At 72.9% G+C, this 14597-nt stretch carries 15 protein-coding genes and 1 pseudogene; 10 read left to right on the top strand and 6 right to left on the bottom strand.

What is annotated here, in order from left to right; translation table 11 throughout:
• The first annotated feature begins 159 nt into the window (after positions 1–159).
• Entirely contained in the window at positions 160–672 is a 513-nt protein-coding gene (locus ACH4K1_RS19290) for a DinB family protein (RefSeq protein ID WP_398090490.1), read from the top strand.
• A 137-nt stretch (positions 673–809) separates the two neighbouring features.
• On the top strand, positions 810–1553 hold the full coding sequence (locus ACH4K1_RS19285) for a transporter substrate-binding domain-containing protein (protein ID WP_398090489.1): 744 nt from the start codon (positions 810–812) through the stop codon (positions 1551–1553).
• Positions 1554–1560: 7 nt separating this feature from the next.
• On the opposite strand, the gene ACH4K1_RS19280 is transcribed toward ACH4K1_RS19285, so the two are convergent.
• Positions 1561–2061: a GNAT family N-acetyltransferase gene (locus ACH4K1_RS19280; RefSeq protein ID WP_398090488.1), complete on the bottom strand. Its 501-nt coding sequence runs from the start codon at positions 2059–2061 to the stop codon at positions 1561–1563.
• Between the two features lie 197 nt (positions 2062–2258).
• Between ACH4K1_RS19280 and ACH4K1_RS19275 the strand changes: the two genes are divergently transcribed.
• From ACH4K1_RS19275 to ACH4K1_RS19265, 3 genes and pseudogenes are all read left to right on the top strand, one after another.
• Positions 2259–3170, top strand: a complete 912-nt coding sequence (locus ACH4K1_RS19275) for a MerR family transcriptional regulator (protein ID WP_398090487.1) — start codon at positions 2259–2261, stop codon at positions 3168–3170.
• A gap of 30 nt (positions 3171–3200) precedes the next feature.
• Positions 3201–3533, top strand: a pseudogene (locus ACH4K1_RS19270) (IS630 family transposase); the annotation flags it as partial.
• A gap of 674 nt (positions 3534–4207) precedes the next feature.
• Entirely contained in the window at positions 4208–4837 is a 630-nt protein-coding gene (locus ACH4K1_RS19265; protein ID WP_398090486.1) for a hypothetical protein, read from the top strand.
• Between the two features lie 293 nt (positions 4838–5130).
• On the opposite strand, the gene ACH4K1_RS19260 is transcribed toward ACH4K1_RS19265, so the two are convergent.
• Positions 5131–5298, bottom strand: a complete 168-nt coding sequence (locus ACH4K1_RS19260; RefSeq protein ID WP_398090485.1) for a DUF6381 family protein — start codon at positions 5296–5298, stop codon at positions 5131–5133.
• 151 nt (positions 5299–5449) lie between these two features.
• Positions 5450–5881, bottom strand: coding sequence for a hypothetical protein (locus ACH4K1_RS19255; RefSeq protein WP_398090484.1), 432 nt, complete (start codon positions 5879–5881; stop codon positions 5450–5452).
• Positions 5882–6306: 425 nt separating this feature from the next.
• Between ACH4K1_RS19255 and ACH4K1_RS19250 the strand changes: the two genes are divergently transcribed.
• The 5 genes from ACH4K1_RS19250 to ACH4K1_RS19230 all read left to right on the top strand — a co-directional run bounded on the left by ACH4K1_RS19250 (position 6307) and on the right by ACH4K1_RS19230 (position 10433).
• Positions 6307–7644: a hemolysin family protein gene (locus ACH4K1_RS19250; RefSeq protein ID WP_398090483.1), complete on the top strand. Its 1338-nt coding sequence runs from the start codon at positions 6307–6309 to the stop codon at positions 7642–7644.
• Complete coding sequence (locus tag ACH4K1_RS19245; protein WP_398090482.1) at positions 7641–8657, top strand: hemolysin family protein; 1017 nt, start codon at positions 7641–7643, stop codon at positions 8655–8657. The genes ACH4K1_RS19250 and ACH4K1_RS19245 overlap by 4 nt, the downstream gene beginning before the upstream one ends.
• A 126-nt stretch (positions 8658–8783) precedes the next feature.
• On the top strand, positions 8784–9404 hold the full coding sequence (locus ACH4K1_RS19240; RefSeq protein WP_398090481.1) for an L-threonylcarbamoyladenylate synthase: 621 nt from the start codon (positions 8784–8786) through the stop codon (positions 9402–9404).
• Positions 9405–9470: 66 nt separating this feature from the next.
• Entirely contained in the window at positions 9471–10091 is a 621-nt protein-coding gene (locus ACH4K1_RS19235) for a hypothetical protein (RefSeq protein ID WP_398090480.1), read from the top strand.
• A 117-nt stretch (positions 10092–10208) separates the two neighbouring features.
• Entirely contained in the window at positions 10209–10433 is a 225-nt protein-coding gene (locus ACH4K1_RS19230) for a hypothetical protein (protein WP_228994840.1), read from the top strand.
• Between the two features lie 51 nt (positions 10434–10484).
• Here the strand turns inward: ACH4K1_RS19230 and ACH4K1_RS19225 are convergent, their stop codons facing one another.
• The 3 genes from ACH4K1_RS19225 to mptB form a co-directional block, all read right to left on the bottom strand.
• A complete protein-coding gene (locus ACH4K1_RS19225) occupies positions 10485–11048 on the bottom strand; it encodes an AAA family ATPase (RefSeq protein ID WP_398090504.1) in 564 nt (187 codons plus the stop codon).
• A 44-nt stretch (positions 11049–11092) separates the two neighbouring features.
• The gene (locus ACH4K1_RS19220; protein WP_398090479.1) at positions 11093–12769 is read right to left on the bottom strand and encodes an ABC-F family ATP-binding cassette domain-containing protein; all 1677 of its coding nucleotides are present in this window, start codon (positions 12767–12769) and stop codon (positions 11093–11095) included.
• 308 nt (positions 12770–13077) lie between these two features.
• The gene (gene mptB / locus ACH4K1_RS19215) at positions 13078–14583 is read right to left on the bottom strand and encodes a polyprenol phosphomannose-dependent alpha 1,6 mannosyltransferase MptB (RefSeq protein ID WP_398090478.1); all 1506 of its coding nucleotides are present in this window, start codon (positions 14581–14583) and stop codon (positions 13078–13080) included.
• Positions 14584–14597: the final 14 nt, after the last annotated feature.

Genomic DNA, 14597 nt, shown 5'->3' with positions numbered 1-14597 from the left:
GCGCTTTGGGGGGGGGGTGGGGGGGGGCCGGGGGGGGCCCCCCCCGGGCGGGGGGGGGGGGGCGCCCCCCCGGGGGGGGGGGGGGGGGGGGCCCCCGGGGGGGGGGCCCCCCACGCCGACCGGTCATACTGTCCGCCTGCACACGGACTGAGGAGCACCATGACGACCGATGACCGGATCGCGCCTCCGCTGCTGGGGGGTGAGCGCGAGACGCTGCGGGCCTTTCTCGACTACCAGCGGGACACCCTGGCGATGAAGTGCGCGGGGCTGGGCGACGAGGAGCTGCGCGAGCGGTCGATGCCGCCGTCCACGTTGTCGCTGCTGGCACTCGTACGGCATCTGGCGGAAGTGGAACGCGCCTGGTTCCGCAGGGTGTTCGAGGACGAATCGGCCCCGATGGTCTGGTCGCAGAAGCCCTTCGACTTCCAGGCCGCGTACGACGCGGGCACCGCCACCCGGGCCGAGGCGTTCGCCGCCTGGCAGGCGGAGGTGGCGAACTCGCGCCGGATCGAGCGGGAGGCGGCCTCGCTAGAGCTGGTGGGGCGTCAGCCGCGCTGGGAGAAGGAGGTCTCGCTGCGGATGGTGATGGTGCACGTGCTGCTGGAGTACGGCCGCCACAACGGCCACGCGGACCTGCTCCGGGAGGGCGTGGACGGGACGGTGGGGGCCTGAGCCCGCAGGTGGCGGCCGCCCCCGGTCCCCTCCTTCCGCCGGGCGTGAGGGATACGTCCCGTACCCCCTTCGCCCCCGGCCGGAAGCCGTCCCGCACTCCCTTCGCCCCCGGCCGGCGCGCTCGTAGACTCGGCGTCATGCCCCAACAGCCCACTCCTTCCGCCCTCGTGTCCGCCTTCGCGCCCGGCGGCGCCCTCCGCGCCTCGATCAACCTCGGCAATCCGGTCCTCGCCCACCGCGATCGGGTGAGCGGTGAACCCGCCGGGGTCTCCGTCGACCTGGCCCTCGCGTTCGGGCGGCGGCTCGGGGTGCCCGTCGAGCTGGTGGCCTTCGAGAGGGCGGCACTGTCGGTCGACGCGGTACGGGCCGGGCGGGCGGACATCGGCTTCTTCGCGGTCGACCCCGTCCGGAGCGAGGGACTGCGGTTCACCGCCCCCTACGTTCTCATCGAGGGCGGGTACCTCGTACGGGAGGCGTCCCCGGTCACCGAGAACGGTGAGGTGGACCGCGAGGGCACCCGGATCTCGGTCGGCGCCGGGTCCGCCTACGACCTCTTCCTCACCCGCGAGATCCGCCGGGCCGAAGTGGTCAGGCTGGAGGGCGCTCCGCGCGCCCTCGCGGCCCTGCGTACGGGTCAGGTCGATGTGGCGGCCGGTATCCGTCAGTTGCTGGAGGCCGAAGCCGCGCGGGCCGAGGGCGTACGAGTGCTGCCGGGGCGGTTCATGGTGATCAGGCAGGCCATGGGACTCCCCGCCGGGCGGGGGGCGGCGGCGCTGGAGCTGCTCGCCTCGTTCGTGGAGGAGATGAAGGCGGACGGCTTCGTCGCCGACGCTCTGGAGCGCCACGGCGTCGAGGGAGCGATCGTGGCGCCGGCGGGCTGAATCCGGTTCAGCGGCGACGGGTCAGCACACGCGTGGTGCTGCCGTCGTCCTCCTCGATGTCCCTCACGTGTTCGAAGCCGATGCGCTCCAGCAGAGTCAGCGACGCCTTGTTCTCGGCGGCGGCGGTGGCGTGGATCTCGGACAGGCCGAGGGCGCCGAAACCGTGGGCGACGACGGCCTGGGCCAGCTCGGTCCCCAGGCCGCTCCCCCAGGCCGTGGGCGCGAGCGCGTAGACGATCTCGTGACCGTCGACGGCGTCGGTCCGCTTGATCTCGGCGTGCCCGATCAGGCGTCCGGCACGGCGGACGGCCCAGACATCGAACAGGTCCCGGGCGTAGACCTTGGTGAAGACCCGGCCGAACAGGGCCCGGTCCTCGGCCTCGGTGGAGGGGCCGTCCCCGATCCACCGGGACACGTCGGTGTCCTGGAACAGGGCGACGAAGTCCTCTTCGTCCTCGGGAACGTACGGCTCCAGCAGGAGCCGCTCGGTGCGCAGGATCGGGGTCACGGCGCGGAACGCTACCGGCCGGCGGCGACGCGGGCCATCGGCTTTCCCGCGGTCGTCCTGACGGGCGGGCCCAGCGGTACGGCGAAGGACGCTTCCCCCGGCATGGATGCCGGACGGAGCGTCTCGGGTTGCAGCTTCCGTAGCGGTATGTGGTCCGGTGTACTCACGTCCCGCCCCATCGAGGAAGGCCCCTGCTCATGTTCTCGTCCTTCATCGCGCCGCGCCGGGTCATGATCGGTGACGCGGCGGCCTTCGTCGGCACCACACCGCGGGCGATCCGTCACTACCACGAGATCGGTCTGCTCCCCGAGCCCGTGCGGGGCGGCGACGGCCGCCGCCGCTACGGCTACGAGGACATGGTTCGGCTGCTGTGGGTCCGCAGGATGGCCGATGCCGGGATCGCCCTGGACGACATCCGTGACGCCTTCGCCGACACGGCCCCCGCCGACAGCGACGACGGCATCGCGGGCACCCTGGAACGGCTGGAGGAAGCCCTTCTCGCTCAGGAGGCAGAACTGCGGCGGCAGCAGACTGCCGTGCAGCGCATGCGCACGGAGGGAAGCAGGATGGGTCTGCTCTCCGACTTCGTCACCAGCCGCCTCAAGGGCCTGCCCGAGGGTTCCCTGCGCCAGGCGGACCTGGACAGCCTGCTGGTCACCGAGCGGATCTTCGGACCGCTCGGAGCGGCCCTCCAGGCCGGCCGTTTCATCGCCCTGGCCACCCATCCGGAGCTGCGGGAAGAGTCCGACCGTCTGGACGCCTCCGAGCAGGCGCTCGACGACACGGTCGCTGTCGATGACCCCCGCGTCGCCCGCCTGGCGGCCGAACGGCACGCCTTCGAAAAAGCGTTGCACGCCGTCATCGAGGACTCCGGCCCGGCGGAGAGCGACGACGCACTCTTCGACTCCTGGGACACTGTGCACCCCGCACCCGCCGATGAGGGCGAGGACGAGGCCGGCCACAGCTCCGGGGAACAGCGGACCATGAGCGCGATCGAAGCTGTCGGGAAGATGCCCTACGACTTCTCCCCGGCCCGTCTGCGCTGCCTGGAGCTGGCCGGAGAACTCGCCGCCCACGAGGCGACAGCTTCCTCGAACACCCCCTGGTGATCCGAGTCGGAGATTCGCCGTTGGTCGGGCATGAGTCGTCCGGGTCCGAAGATTCCGCCGTTCTCGGTCGCTGATGCCCGACGAGCCCCGCTGGTGGGGCGGGACCATCGCCGTGCGACGGCCCGGGCTCTGGTCCAGCGGTCGCGGATCCGGCGGGCCTTCGCCCTTGCTCCGCACCGGTCGCAAGTGTTCAAGCCGTCCACCGGCCCGCTGTTCATCGACAAGGTCCGCGACGTCGTCGGCCTCTGCCTCGACCCGCCGGAGAAGGCACGGGTGCTCTGCGTGGACGAGAAGCCGCAGACCCAGGCCCCAGGCCGGTCCCCACCCGTGTTGCCGATGGTGCCCGGCGTCCCCGCACGGCGAGGGTCGGGCAGCAGCCGTCGGCGGCCTCGCAGACGGGGTGCCGGTCGACGCCGCGCGGCACATGGCGCATTACCTCGGGAACAGCGGGACGAACATGGATCTGCCCGTCGACAAGATGATGTCCGACGTGCCCCGCTTCAACGCGCACATCGAGGACGGCATCAGGGAACATCAGGCGGCTTGGCGCGACGACGCTCTCGCGGAGTTCCGGCGCAAGGGCGGACGACCCGTCTCGATGCCGGTGGAGACCGGGAACCGGGACTTCGCCTTCACGCCGGATGTCGACACCAACCGGTTCTACGCAGTCGGGTCCACCCGGTCGAACGTGACCGGCGTGGTCACCGTCGTGCCGGACGAGAACGGACAGCCCAAGGCCGGTCTCGCCCACCAGGCCAACGCCTGGGACCGCTACAACTGGGATGAGAGCAAAGGCGTGACCATCGATCTCCCATGGGGCAGCGACATGAGCATTCCGGATGGCCAGATGGCCCGCCTCCACACCGCGGGCATCGCTCAGGAATGCGACATGGCAGGCAGCAACTCCGTCAAACACTACGATCTGGGCGGACCCGCCCCGAACCAGGGTTCTCTGCCGCAGCCGGACCAGCCGGGCGGCGAGGGCGACCGGACGGATCCGGGTCGTGAGCAGCAGGAAGCACGACAGAGGATCACTGATGGACACCTCCCCCCGGACCGCCCCCGACACGCAGCCCGTGCGCCGCCGTCGTGTGCCGGCCGCAGTCGTCGTCGTTGCAGGGCTTCTCGCCTGCGTCGCCACCGCGATCGGTGTGGTGTCCTGGGTCGCCGACGACGTGTCGTCGGACCTGACGGACCAGGAGATGACGTGTTGCTGGGAGGAAGGAGCCACGCCCGCCTGGATGAGCGACCAGCTCGGTATCCGCATTCCGGAGGGAGCCTCGGACCGACGGTCGGGCTACAAGACCGGCCGGCGTTACGACACCGCCCTGCTCGCCTTCGTCCTGCCGAGCGAGGACGCGGAGCGGTACACAGGCCGACTCATCCGAAGCGGCACCGAGATGATCGGGAACTCCCGCCCCGAAGAGAAGGACTACCGGCCCGCCGCCGCATTCGGTCACCTCGGACTGCCCGAACCCGAGACGCTCGTCCAGGGCCTGCGGAAGGCCGGCCTGTGCCCGGACGGCCTCGCGTCCCCGGAGGGCAAATACCTCCAACGCTGCGTCGACCTCTTCGCCCACGCCTTCACACCCGGCACCACGCGGATCTACGTCCGGTCGACGATCGAACCGTCCATCACGCCTCCACCCGCGAGCAAGGCTCCGTAGCCGGCTGCGCGGGCATCGCAGAAAGGGCGGCGGAACCCCTGCGTCGTACCGCTGCCACCCCCAGGAGCACGGGCACGGCCAGGGCGACGACGTGAGCGCGCTCCGGGCCGAGTCGGAGCGGGCCGGCGGGCGCCGTCCGTTGCCGGGCGGCGGGCTGCGGGCGTCCGGTCGGGCAGGAGCCGGCGGCCGCCACCGCGGCCGCCGCCTTCTCGTCCTGCGCTTCCCGGGCTGCCGTCTCCTTGCAGTCGGCAGCGATCCGCTCCGCCTCCAGGAGGACATCGGCCGGACAAGTCCTAAGAGGGGTGGGAATCGGCCGGTCCCTCGCGCAGCAGCCGCCGGGCCTTCTCCCGCAGCCGCTGCCGGTGCTCCGGGTCGGTGGCCCGGTCGGCGGCGCGGCCCAGTTCCTCGGCGCGTTCACGGATACGGTGGGCCCGCCGCGCCGGACTGTCGTAGGGGTCCATGGGCCGTCCTCCGTCGTGGGCCTCCGTCGGCAACGGGGGTTTCGTGCGCGACCGGAGACCCAGCGTCACCGGAGCCGGTCCGCTCCGCATCTCGTGCGGCTACGGTCGGTGACGACGGAGGGGCGAGGAGCCGGAAAGGGGCGGCCGCCTGTCAGTCCGCGGTGTGGTCGGGGTGCCCCTCGGTCCTCCGGGCCGCCTTCATCTCGGCCTCGTAGAGGTGGTCGCGACCCTCGGCGAGTTCCTGCCTGATCCGCCCTTCGATCGCCCGGAACACGTCGTAGTAGGTGGCGTTGTACTCCTCGACGATCTGGAAGGTCCAGTGGCCGGGGATGACGTTGCGGCCGAGGACCTCCCGTTCGACCTGCTCGGCCTGGCGTCCGTGCCCCGCGGCGCGGAGCAGCCGGACGGCGTCGTCGAGGGCGAGGTCGGCGCTCCCGGTGAGCTGATGGAAGTCGTACAGGGCGCCGCGGGCGCGCTCGGCGGTCTCCAGGGCCTTCGACAGGGCTCCGAGCGCCTCCACGGTGGCGTCGGTGACGCCTTCGGGGCGCTGGTGGTTCGCATCGGTCCGGAGTCGGTGGTTCATGGGGCTCCTCGTCCACGCGGGCGGCCGTTCGCCTCCCGGCCTCCTCCCCCTGGTTCCCCGGTCTCCGCCGGGCGTACGCCTGGGCGCGGGCGGTCACCTGTCTGCCCCCTCGCCCTCACCGGACCGGCGGGGGCACCGCCGTCGCGGAAGGGCCGCGGGGCGCCGGGCGGTCCTCCTCCCGGCCCGCACTCCCCCGAGGCCGGGGTGCACGGGTGCCGGGCGGGCCCGCCCGCGCTCCGTGTGACGCTCGACACTCCCGCGTGCTTTGCGTTCCCTTTACTATCTATGAGGCGGGTTCGCACCCGTCCCCCACCGTCGATCCCGACGACCGAACAGAGAAGGAGCTGCGGCACCGCAATGGGTGAGCCTCCCAGTAGGAACCGTGTCATCCCTGGCCCTGCGCACCGAGGGACGGAGGTGACACGGTGAGCGAAGTGGCCCTGCTCCTCCTCGCCCTCGCGCTGACACTGGCCTGTGCGGTGTTCGTCGCGGCGGAGTTCTCGCTGACGACCATCGAGCGCGGCGAGCTCGAACGGGCCGCGCAGGCCGGAGAGCGCGGCGCCGAGAGCGCGCTCAGGGCCGCCAAGCGGCTCACGTTCCAGCTCTCCGGCGCGCAGCTCGGCATCACGGTGACCTCTCTGGTCATCGGCATGCTGGCCGAGCCGTCCCTCGCGGTGCTGCTGCGCGGTCCGCTGGAGGCCGTCGGGCTTCCGGCGGGCGCCGTGTCCACGGTCGCCACCCTCCTCGGGGTGGCCGTCTCCACCGTGGTCCTCATGGTCATCGGCGAGCTGGTCCCGAAGAACTGGGCGATCTCCAGTCCGCTGGCGGTCGCCAAGGTCGTCTCGACCCCGCAGCGGGCGTTCACGGCGGCTTTCGCCCCGCTCATCCGGCACCTCAACAACACCGCGAACCGCGCGGTGCGGCGGCTGGGCCTGGAACCCGCCGAGGAGCTGGCCTCCGCCCGTACGCCGCAGGAGCTGATCGCGCTCGCTCAGCACTCCGCCCGTGAGGGCGCCATCGAGCAGGACTCGGCCGAGCTGTTCGTCCGTACGCTGCACCTGGCGGAGCTGTCCGCGGAGAACGTGATGACGCCGCGCGTCGACGTCCGGGCGCTGGACGCGCACGCCACGGCCGCCGACGCCGCCAACCTCACGCTGGCCACCGGTCTCTCCCGCTTCCCGGTCTACCGCGACAGCCTGGACGAGGTCATCGGTACGGTCCACATCCGCGACGTCCTGGCCCTGGAGGAGTCCGAGCGGCCCCGGACCCCGGTCACGGCGCTGGCCACCGAGCCGCTGCTGGTGCCCGACTCGTTGCCCGTGGACCGGTTGCTTGCGCAGCTGCGCAAGCACCGGACGATGGCGGTGGTGATCGACGAGTACGGCGGTACGGCGGGCGTCGCCACCGTCGAGGACATCGTCGAGGAGGTGGTGGGCGAGGTCCGCGACGAGCACGACCCCCACGAGCGCCCCGACCTCGCACCGGCCGAGCCGCTCGGCGACGGGCGCCAGGTCTGGGAGGCGGAGGGCAGCATCCGGCTGGACCAGCTCGACCGGATCGGCTTCCGCGCGCCGGAAGGCCCGTACGAGACCCTCGCCGGCCTGCTCGCCACCCGGCTGGCCCGCATCCCGGTCCGCGCCGACCGGGTCGAGGCCGACGGCTGGCGGTTCGACGTGCTCGACATCGAGCACCACCGGGCCGACCGGGTCCGGATCACCGCGCCCGCCCCGGCGCTCGCCCTCGTGGAGGAGGACGCCCGATGACCGCCGTTCAGCTCGCCATAGGCGCGCTCACGCTTCTCACCAACGCGTTCTTCGTGGGCGCGGAGTTCGCGCTCATCTCCGTGCGCCGCAGCCAGATCGAGCCGCAGGCCAGGCAGGGCAGCCGGCGGGCCAGGAGCGCCCTGTGGGGCCTGGAGCACCTGTCGGCCGCCATGGCCACCGCCCAGCTGGGGATCACCATCTCGTCGCTGGTGCTGGGCGCCGTCGCGGAACCGGCCATCGCCCACCTGCTGGAGCCGCCGTTCGACGCGGTCGGCGTGCCCGACGCCCTGGTCCACCCGATCGCCTTCGTGATCGCGCTGACCCTGGCGACCTATCTGCACATGCTCATCGGCGAGATGATCCCGAAGAACATCGCGCTGGCCGCTCCGGTCGCCACCGCGCTGGCGCTCGGCCCGTCCCTGGTGGGCCTGACGCGGGCGCTGCGGCCGGTCATCTTCGGCGTCAACGCCTTCGCCAACACGCTGCTGCGGCTGCTCAAGGTGGAACCGAAGGACGAGGTCGCCTCGGTGTTCACCGACGACGAGCTCGTGCGGCTGGTGAAGGACTCCAGCGACGCGGGGCTGCTGGCCCCGGCCGACGGGGAGCGTCTGCGGGACGCTCTGGAGCTCGGGACCCGGCCGGTCGGCGAGGTGATGGTCCCGTTGAACCGGACCGTCACCGTCGATCTGGGCATCACCCCGCGGGAGCTGGAGCGGGCCGCGGTCTCCTCCGGCTTCTCCCGGCTGCCCGTCATCGGCCCCGACGACGGTCTGCTGGGCTACTTCCACATCAAGGACGCCCTCGGTGTCGCGGAGCGCACCGAGGCGCTGCCCAAGAGCGCGCTGCACCCCGTCATCCGGGTCGAGATCGACACCCCGCTCGACGACGCCCTCACGGCGATGCGGGCCGCCGGTACGCATCTCGCCGCGGTCGCCGGGGACAAGGGCACGGTCATCGGCTTCGTGACCATGGAGGACGTGCTGGACGAGCTGGTGGGGGCCGCCGCGGTCTGACCGGCCCCCCGGCGGTGCACGCCGGCGGCCGAAGCGGAACGGGAGGCGGCCGTCGCACGACGGCCGCCTCCCGCGCTTTCCCGCCGGGGGCTCTGCCGCCCGCTCCCGAGCGCGTAAGCTCGGCGAATGGCCAAGTACTTCGACGTGCACCCCGCGAATCCCCAGCCCCGCACCATCAGCACGGTGGTCGACAGCATCCGGTCCGGCGCGCTCGTGGCGTACCCGACGGACTCGTGCTACGCCTTGGGCTGCCAGTTGGGCAACCGTGACGCCATCGGCCGGATCAAGTCGATCCGGAACCTCGACGACCGCCACCACTTCACGCTGGTGTGCCACGACTTCGCGCAGCTGGCGCAGTTCGTCCGCGTGGACAACGACGTGTTCCGGGCGGTCAAGGCGGCGACGCCCGGCAGTTACACCTTCATCCTCCCGGCGACGAAGGAGGTGCCGCGCCAGTTGCTGCACCCGAAGAAGAAGACGGTCGGCGTGCGCATCCCCGACCACGTGGTGACCCAGGCGCTGGTGTCCGAGCTCGGCGAGCCGTTGCTGTCCAGCACCTTGCTGCTGCCGGACGAGGAGGAGCCGATGACCCAGGGCTGGGAGATCAAGGAGCGGCTCGACCACGAGGTGGACGCCGTCCTCGACTCGGGCGACTGCGGTACCGAGCCCACCACGGTCATCGACTTCTCCGGCGACGAGCCCGAGATCGTACGGCGCGGGGCCGGGGACACGTCCCGCTTCGAGTAGCCCGCCCGGCGCGCCGCGCCGCTCGTCGGGTCCGCCCCGGCGCGTGCGACGGGGGAGACTGGGGGCGTGACGGGTGAGCGACTGCGGTTCGACGGCTGGATCGCCGGTGTGGGCACCTCCTCGGGGGTCCGGCTGGTGGTGGGGCACTGGCCGCGTTCCCCGTTCGGGGCGTTCAGCGACGTGATGGTCGAGCATCCCGGGGGCCGGCGCGTCCTGCTGGCCCCGTCCCGACGGATCGCGGACTTCGTCGCCGCCACCTATCGCTTCGACCGCGTCGAGGTGGTCCCCGTGGCGGTCGCCGTCACCGGGGAGAGCTGGCTGGTCGAGGCGGGCCCCCTGCGTCTGCGGCTGCGGGCCGGCCGGCGGTCCGCCCTCGGTCTGCTGCTGTCCGCCGTACCGGCCCCGCTCGCCCGCAGCCCGCTCTGGGCCGCGCTGTGCGACGGGCCGGCCCGGTTGCTGATGCCGGGTGTACGCACCCTGGGTCGCGCGGGTCCGGGGCGGCGGGAGTGGTACGGGGCGCGGGGGCTGCGGCGGATCGTGGCGGCCGACGCCGCGCTGGACGGCGTGAGCCTGGGGCGGCTCGGCCCGCTCGATCCGCCGGTCGCCTTCGGTTTCGGTTCCGCTCCGCGGCGCCCCTCCCTGGTGCGCGTCACCACAACGGTGGAACTCGTCGCCTCCGGGCGGTGAGGGCCGCCGCGGCCCCTCCGGGAAGGGGTCGGAGCCTTTCACGGGCCCCCTCGGGGCCGCTCGCGGAGGGGGCCGGCCGGGGATGCGGGGGCGCGGGGTGCGGAGCAGGGTGGAGCCATGGCAACTCCCCCGATCGTCATCCACCGGCCGACCCCGTCGGGCGGCCGTCGGGTGACCGCGCACTACGAAGGCCGGGACGAGATACTCGGGCTGGCCCACAGCGACCACGACGTGATCGTGTTCCTGAGCGGGGCCGGCCTCGAAGAAGCGGGCCGGCTGCTCGACAACCCGGTCTGGGTGGAATGGCGGGGCGGGCGGGCCCACCACTACGAAGCGGCCTGACCTGCCGCCCGCCCTGCCGGGCAGCGGCCTCCCTTCCCGCCCCGCCCCCGGTCACACCTCCTGCGACCGCCCCGGGTCCCCGGCTCCCCCGCGCAGGCCGTCGAGGATGGCCGAAACCGTCTCCTCGGGCGTCTGCCCCGAGGTGTCCAGCCAGAGCCCGATGCGAGGCGTTCCCCTCCGCAGATACGCGTCGAACGCCTCGACCGTCCACTCCCCGTACCCCGTCTTGCCCCGGCCGGCCTCCCGCGTGCGCACGGCTTCGGGCGAGGGCGCGAGTACGACGACGTGCAGGGGCCGGGCGCGGACCCTCTCGACGTAGCGCGGCAGGTCGTCGCCGAGCACGATGTCCTGGACGACGGCCGTCCAGCCGTCGTCCGCGTAGGCGTCGGCCACCTGGGCCGAGAGCCGTTGGCGCAGGTCGAGCTGGCTGCGCGCCTCCTCCGCCTCGTCGGGCGTCATCTCCGCCCGGCCGGAGACGATCATGCGGCGGAAGGCGTCGCCGCGCACGTGGACCGCTCGCGGCAGGCTCTCCGCCAGGAGTTGGGCCACCGTGGACTTCCCCGCGGCCATCACTCCGGTGATCAGGACGACACAGGGACCGAGGTCGGCGTCCATCGGGATCTCCTCCTCCGTCTTCTTCTCCGACCGCGCGGTCGGCGTCACGCCGTGCCCGCCGGGGCGGAATCCGGGCTTCCGAACAACTCGCGGAGCTCGTCGGGGTCGGTCTCGCGCAGGGCGTCGTCCAGCAGGATCCACCGGGTGATGCCCACGGCCTCCAGGAACGGCAGGTCGTGGGCGGCGATGAGGAGCGCGCCCTCGTAGGACTCCAGGGCGCTCGTCAGCTGCCGCACGCTGGCCACGTCGAGGTTGTTCGTCGGTTCGTCCAGCAGGAGCAGCTGCGGGGCGGGGGCGGCGAGCATGGTGGCCGCGAGCGCGGCCCGGAAGCGTTCGCCGCCCGACAGGGTGCCGGCCGGCTGCTCGGCGCGGGCCCCCTTGAAGAGGAACCGGGCGAGCTGGGAGCGGATCTGGTTGTCGGTGGTGCCCGGGGCGGTGCGGGCGACGTTGTCGGCGACGCTCAGGGTGTCGTCGAGGATGTCCAGTCGCTGCGGCAGGAACTTCAGCGGTACCGCCGCCGTGGCCTCCCCGGCGGTCGGCGCGAGCTCCCCGGTGATGGCGCGCAGCAGGGTCGTCTTGCCGGCCCCGTTGCGGCCGACCAGGGCGATGCGTTCGGGGCCCTGCACCTGGAGGCTGCCTCCGCTCAGTCGGCCGTAGGGGAGGCTGAGGTCCCGTACGGTCAGGACGGTGCGGCCCGCGGGTACGGCGGTGCCGGGCAGGCTCACTCTGATCTCGGCGTCCCGGCGGACGGCCTCGGCGGCCTCCTCCCTCCGCTCGCGCGCCTCGTCGAGGCGGTCCTCGTGCAGTCCGCGCAGCCGGTCCCCGGACTCCTGGGCGGAGCGCTTGCGCTCCCCGGCGACGATGCGCGGGGCCTTGCGCTGGGAGTCCAGCTTCCTGTCGTGGCGCTGGCGGCGGGCCACCTTGATCCGGGCCTCCTCCAGTTCCCGCTGCTGACGGCGTACGTCGGCGTCGGCGGCCCGCAGCGTCCGCCCGGCCGCCTCCTGCTGGGTGGCGAGGGCTTCCTGGTACGCCGACCAGCCGCCCCCGTACCAACTCACGGAGCCGGCCCGCAGTTCGGCGATGCGGTCGACCCGCTCCAACAGGTCCCGGTCGTGGCTGACGACGACCAGGATGCCGGTGCGCCAGGAATCGACCGCGTCGTACAGCCGGCGGCGGGCGAACAGGTCGAGGTTGTTGGTGGGTTCGTCGAGGAGGAGCACGTCGGGGCGTTCCAGGAGCAGCGCTGCCAGGCGCAGCAGGACCGTCTCCCCGCCGGACAGCCGGCCGACGGTGCGGTCCAGGTCGACGGCGCCGAGGCCGAGGGCGCCGAGGGTGGCCAGGGCGCGTTCCTCGACGTCCCAGTCGTCGCCGACCGTCTCGAAGTGCTCCTCGCGGACGTCCCCGGCCTCGATGGCGCGCAGGGCTGCCCGCCGCTCGGCGATGCCGAGGGCCGCGTCCACCCGCAGGGAGGTGTCCAGGGTGATGTTCTGCGGCAGGTGGGCGAGGTTTCCGCCGACGGTGACGGACCCCGCCGAGGGGCGCAGGAGTCCGGCGAACAGGCGGAGCAGGGTGGACTTCCCGGCCCCGTTGGCCCCGGCCAGACCGGTGCGGCCGCGGGGGACGGTGAGGGAGAGTCCGTCGAAGAGGGTGGTGCCGTCCGGCCACTGGTAGGTGACGTTGGAGGCGGTGAGGGAGGCGCCGGGCGCGGTGGGACGGCTCATGGGGATTCTCGCAGTCGGAAGCGGAGGAACTGGGGGCTTCGTATGCGAACAGCACGCGGCGACCCGGCCGAGGAGGGCCGGAGGCGGTGGGGAGAACAGTCCTGCGGAGGAGGGACGGCTCAGCACCGAGGTCGCATCCACGCGGAAGTCACGGACGGCGGGCATGCCGACAACGTCGTGACCGTGTACGGGCCAGGGCCGTACCGCGCGATGATCGCGGACCTCAGATGCGCAACGTCCACCTCTATCGGAGACAACAGGACGGAGCCAGCCTAACCGACGGTCTTCGCGGGCGTCGAGGGAATTGCCTACGCGGTGTTCCGCGCGGTCGGGGCCGGCTCGGCGGAAGCGGCGGGACCGTCCTCGTCGGCCGGGGGGTTCGCGGGGCCGCGCCGGCCGGGCAGGAGGACGCCGGGCGGCGCGACGGGTGTCCTCCGGATCGCGAGGGTGCCGAGGAGAACGGTGAGGCCGGCGAGGACGAACCCGTAGGGCGGGGTCGCCCCCATGGGGTGGGTCTCGTAGACCAGGGCCGCCGAGAGGACGGTCAGGACGGCGGAGAGGCGGCCGTACTGCTCGGTCGCGGCGACCACGGCCATCCCCCACAGCAGGTACCAGGGCTGGACCATGGGCGACAGGGCGACCAGGAGCAACAGCGAGAGGCCCAGGGCGTGGGCCGCCGTGATGCCGCCCCGCATCGCGCGCCGGGCCAGCACGAGGATCAGGCCGATCGCGACCGCCAGCCCCAGCGTCTGGACGACGGACTTGACCGGGTCCGCGTCGACGTCCAGGAGCAGATGGGCCAGCTCACCGAGTCCGAGGCCGAGGTCGCTGGTGACGGAGAGGGCGGTGTGGATGTTGGCGGCGACTCCCTGGGTGTGGAGCCAGCCGAACCCGGTGCCGCTGATCAGCGTCGCCCCTCCGGCGACGGCGCAGGCGACCAGGCCGGGCCCGAGGAGCCCCTTGGCCCAGCGGCGCCACCGGGGACCGGTCGCGGCGGCGTGCACGAGGACTCCGATGAACAGGAGCGACACGGCCGCGGGCGACTTCACCATCACGGCGAGGCCGACCAGGGCGCTGCCGGTGATCCACCTGCCGCGCAGGGCGAGCACGAAACCGGCGAGCATCAGGCCGATCATCAACCCGTCGTTGTGGACGCCGCCGACCACGTGCATCAGCAGCAGCGGGTTGAGCGCGCCGAGCCACAGGGCCCTGCTCTCGCTGCGGCCGTGCTCGCGTGCCAGGCGGCGCAGGGACCAGACGATCAGGGCGAGGGAGAGGAGGGCGACGAGCCGCAGGGCGAGGACGGCGGGGACGATCGTGCCGCCGGTCGTCCGGGCGACGGCGGCGGACAGCAGCAGGAAGAGCGGGCCGTAGGGGGCCGGGGTGTCGCGCCAGTGGTTGCCGACGCTCGCGGCGGCGTCCCCGCCGATCCCCCCCGGGTCCAGGGCGGAGGGGCCCACCGTGTACACATCGTGCCCTTCGACGACCATCGAGCCCTGGGCGATGTAGCTGTACACGTCGGCGCTGTAGAGCGGGGGCGCGAGAAGGAACGGGGCGGTCCACCAGGCGAGGGTGACCAGGGTGTCCCGGGTGGTGGAGGCGCTCTTGCCGTACTGCCACCAGGCCACGACGAGCACCGTCAGCCCGACGTAGGCGAGGGCCGCACCGGCCGCCTTCACGGCGGATCCATGGTCGACCCACAGACCCCAGGGGTCGTGCACCGGCAGCTTCCCGGCGAACCAGCCGCCGCCGACGACCGCCAGCGATCCTGCCGCACCCAGCCGACGGTGCCCGACCGCGCTCAAAGCCCACATGACCGGTCAACCTA

It is taken from the genome of Streptomyces sp. NPDC017448 (assembly GCF_044330565.1).
In the GTDB taxonomy this organism is placed as follows: Bacteria; Actinomycetota; Actinomycetes; order Streptomycetales; family Streptomycetaceae; genus Streptomyces.
The sequence above is the reverse complement of the archived record's forward strand: the minus strand, read 5'-3'. Positions and strand labels throughout refer to the sequence as shown.

Coding starts and splice junctions, on each gene's coding strand:
- ACH4K1_RS19290 (WP_398090490.1), top strand. CDS start 160: ATGACGACCGATGACCGGATCGCGCCTCCGCTGCTGGGGGGTGAGCGC.
- ACH4K1_RS19240 (WP_398090481.1), top strand. CDS start 8,784: ATGGCCAAGTACTTCGACGTGCACCCCGCGAATCCCCAGCCCCGCACC.
- ACH4K1_RS19230 (WP_228994840.1), top strand. CDS start 10,209: ATGGCAACTCCCCCGATCGTCATCCACCGGCCGACCCCGTCGGGCGGC.
- ACH4K1_RS19245 (WP_398090482.1), top strand. CDS start 7,641: ATGACCGCCGTTCAGCTCGCCATAGGCGCGCTCACGCTTCTCACCAAC.
- ACH4K1_RS19225 (WP_398090504.1), bottom strand. CDS start 11,048: ATGGACGCCGACCTCGGTCCCTGTGTCGTCCTGATCACCGGAGTGATG.
- ACH4K1_RS19285 (WP_398090489.1), top strand. CDS start 810: ATGCCCCAACAGCCCACTCCTTCCGCCCTCGTGTCCGCCTTCGCGCCC.
- mptB (WP_398090478.1), bottom strand. CDS start 14,583: ATGTGGGCTTTGAGCGCGGTCGGGCACCGTCGGCTGGGTGCGGCAGGA.
- ACH4K1_RS19275 (WP_398090487.1), top strand. CDS start 2,259: ATGTTCTCGTCCTTCATCGCGCCGCGCCGGGTCATGATCGGTGACGCG.
- ACH4K1_RS19265 (WP_398090486.1), top strand. CDS start 4,208: ATGGACACCTCCCCCCGGACCGCCCCCGACACGCAGCCCGTGCGCCGC.
- ACH4K1_RS19220 (WP_398090479.1), bottom strand. CDS start 12,769: ATGAGCCGTCCCACCGCGCCCGGCGCCTCCCTCACCGCCTCCAACGTC.
- ACH4K1_RS19255 (WP_398090484.1), bottom strand. CDS start 5,881: ATGAACCACCGACTCCGGACCGATGCGAACCACCAGCGCCCCGAAGGC.
- ACH4K1_RS19260 (WP_398090485.1), bottom strand. CDS start 5,298: ATGGACCCCTACGACAGTCCGGCGCGGCGGGCCCACCGTATCCGTGAA.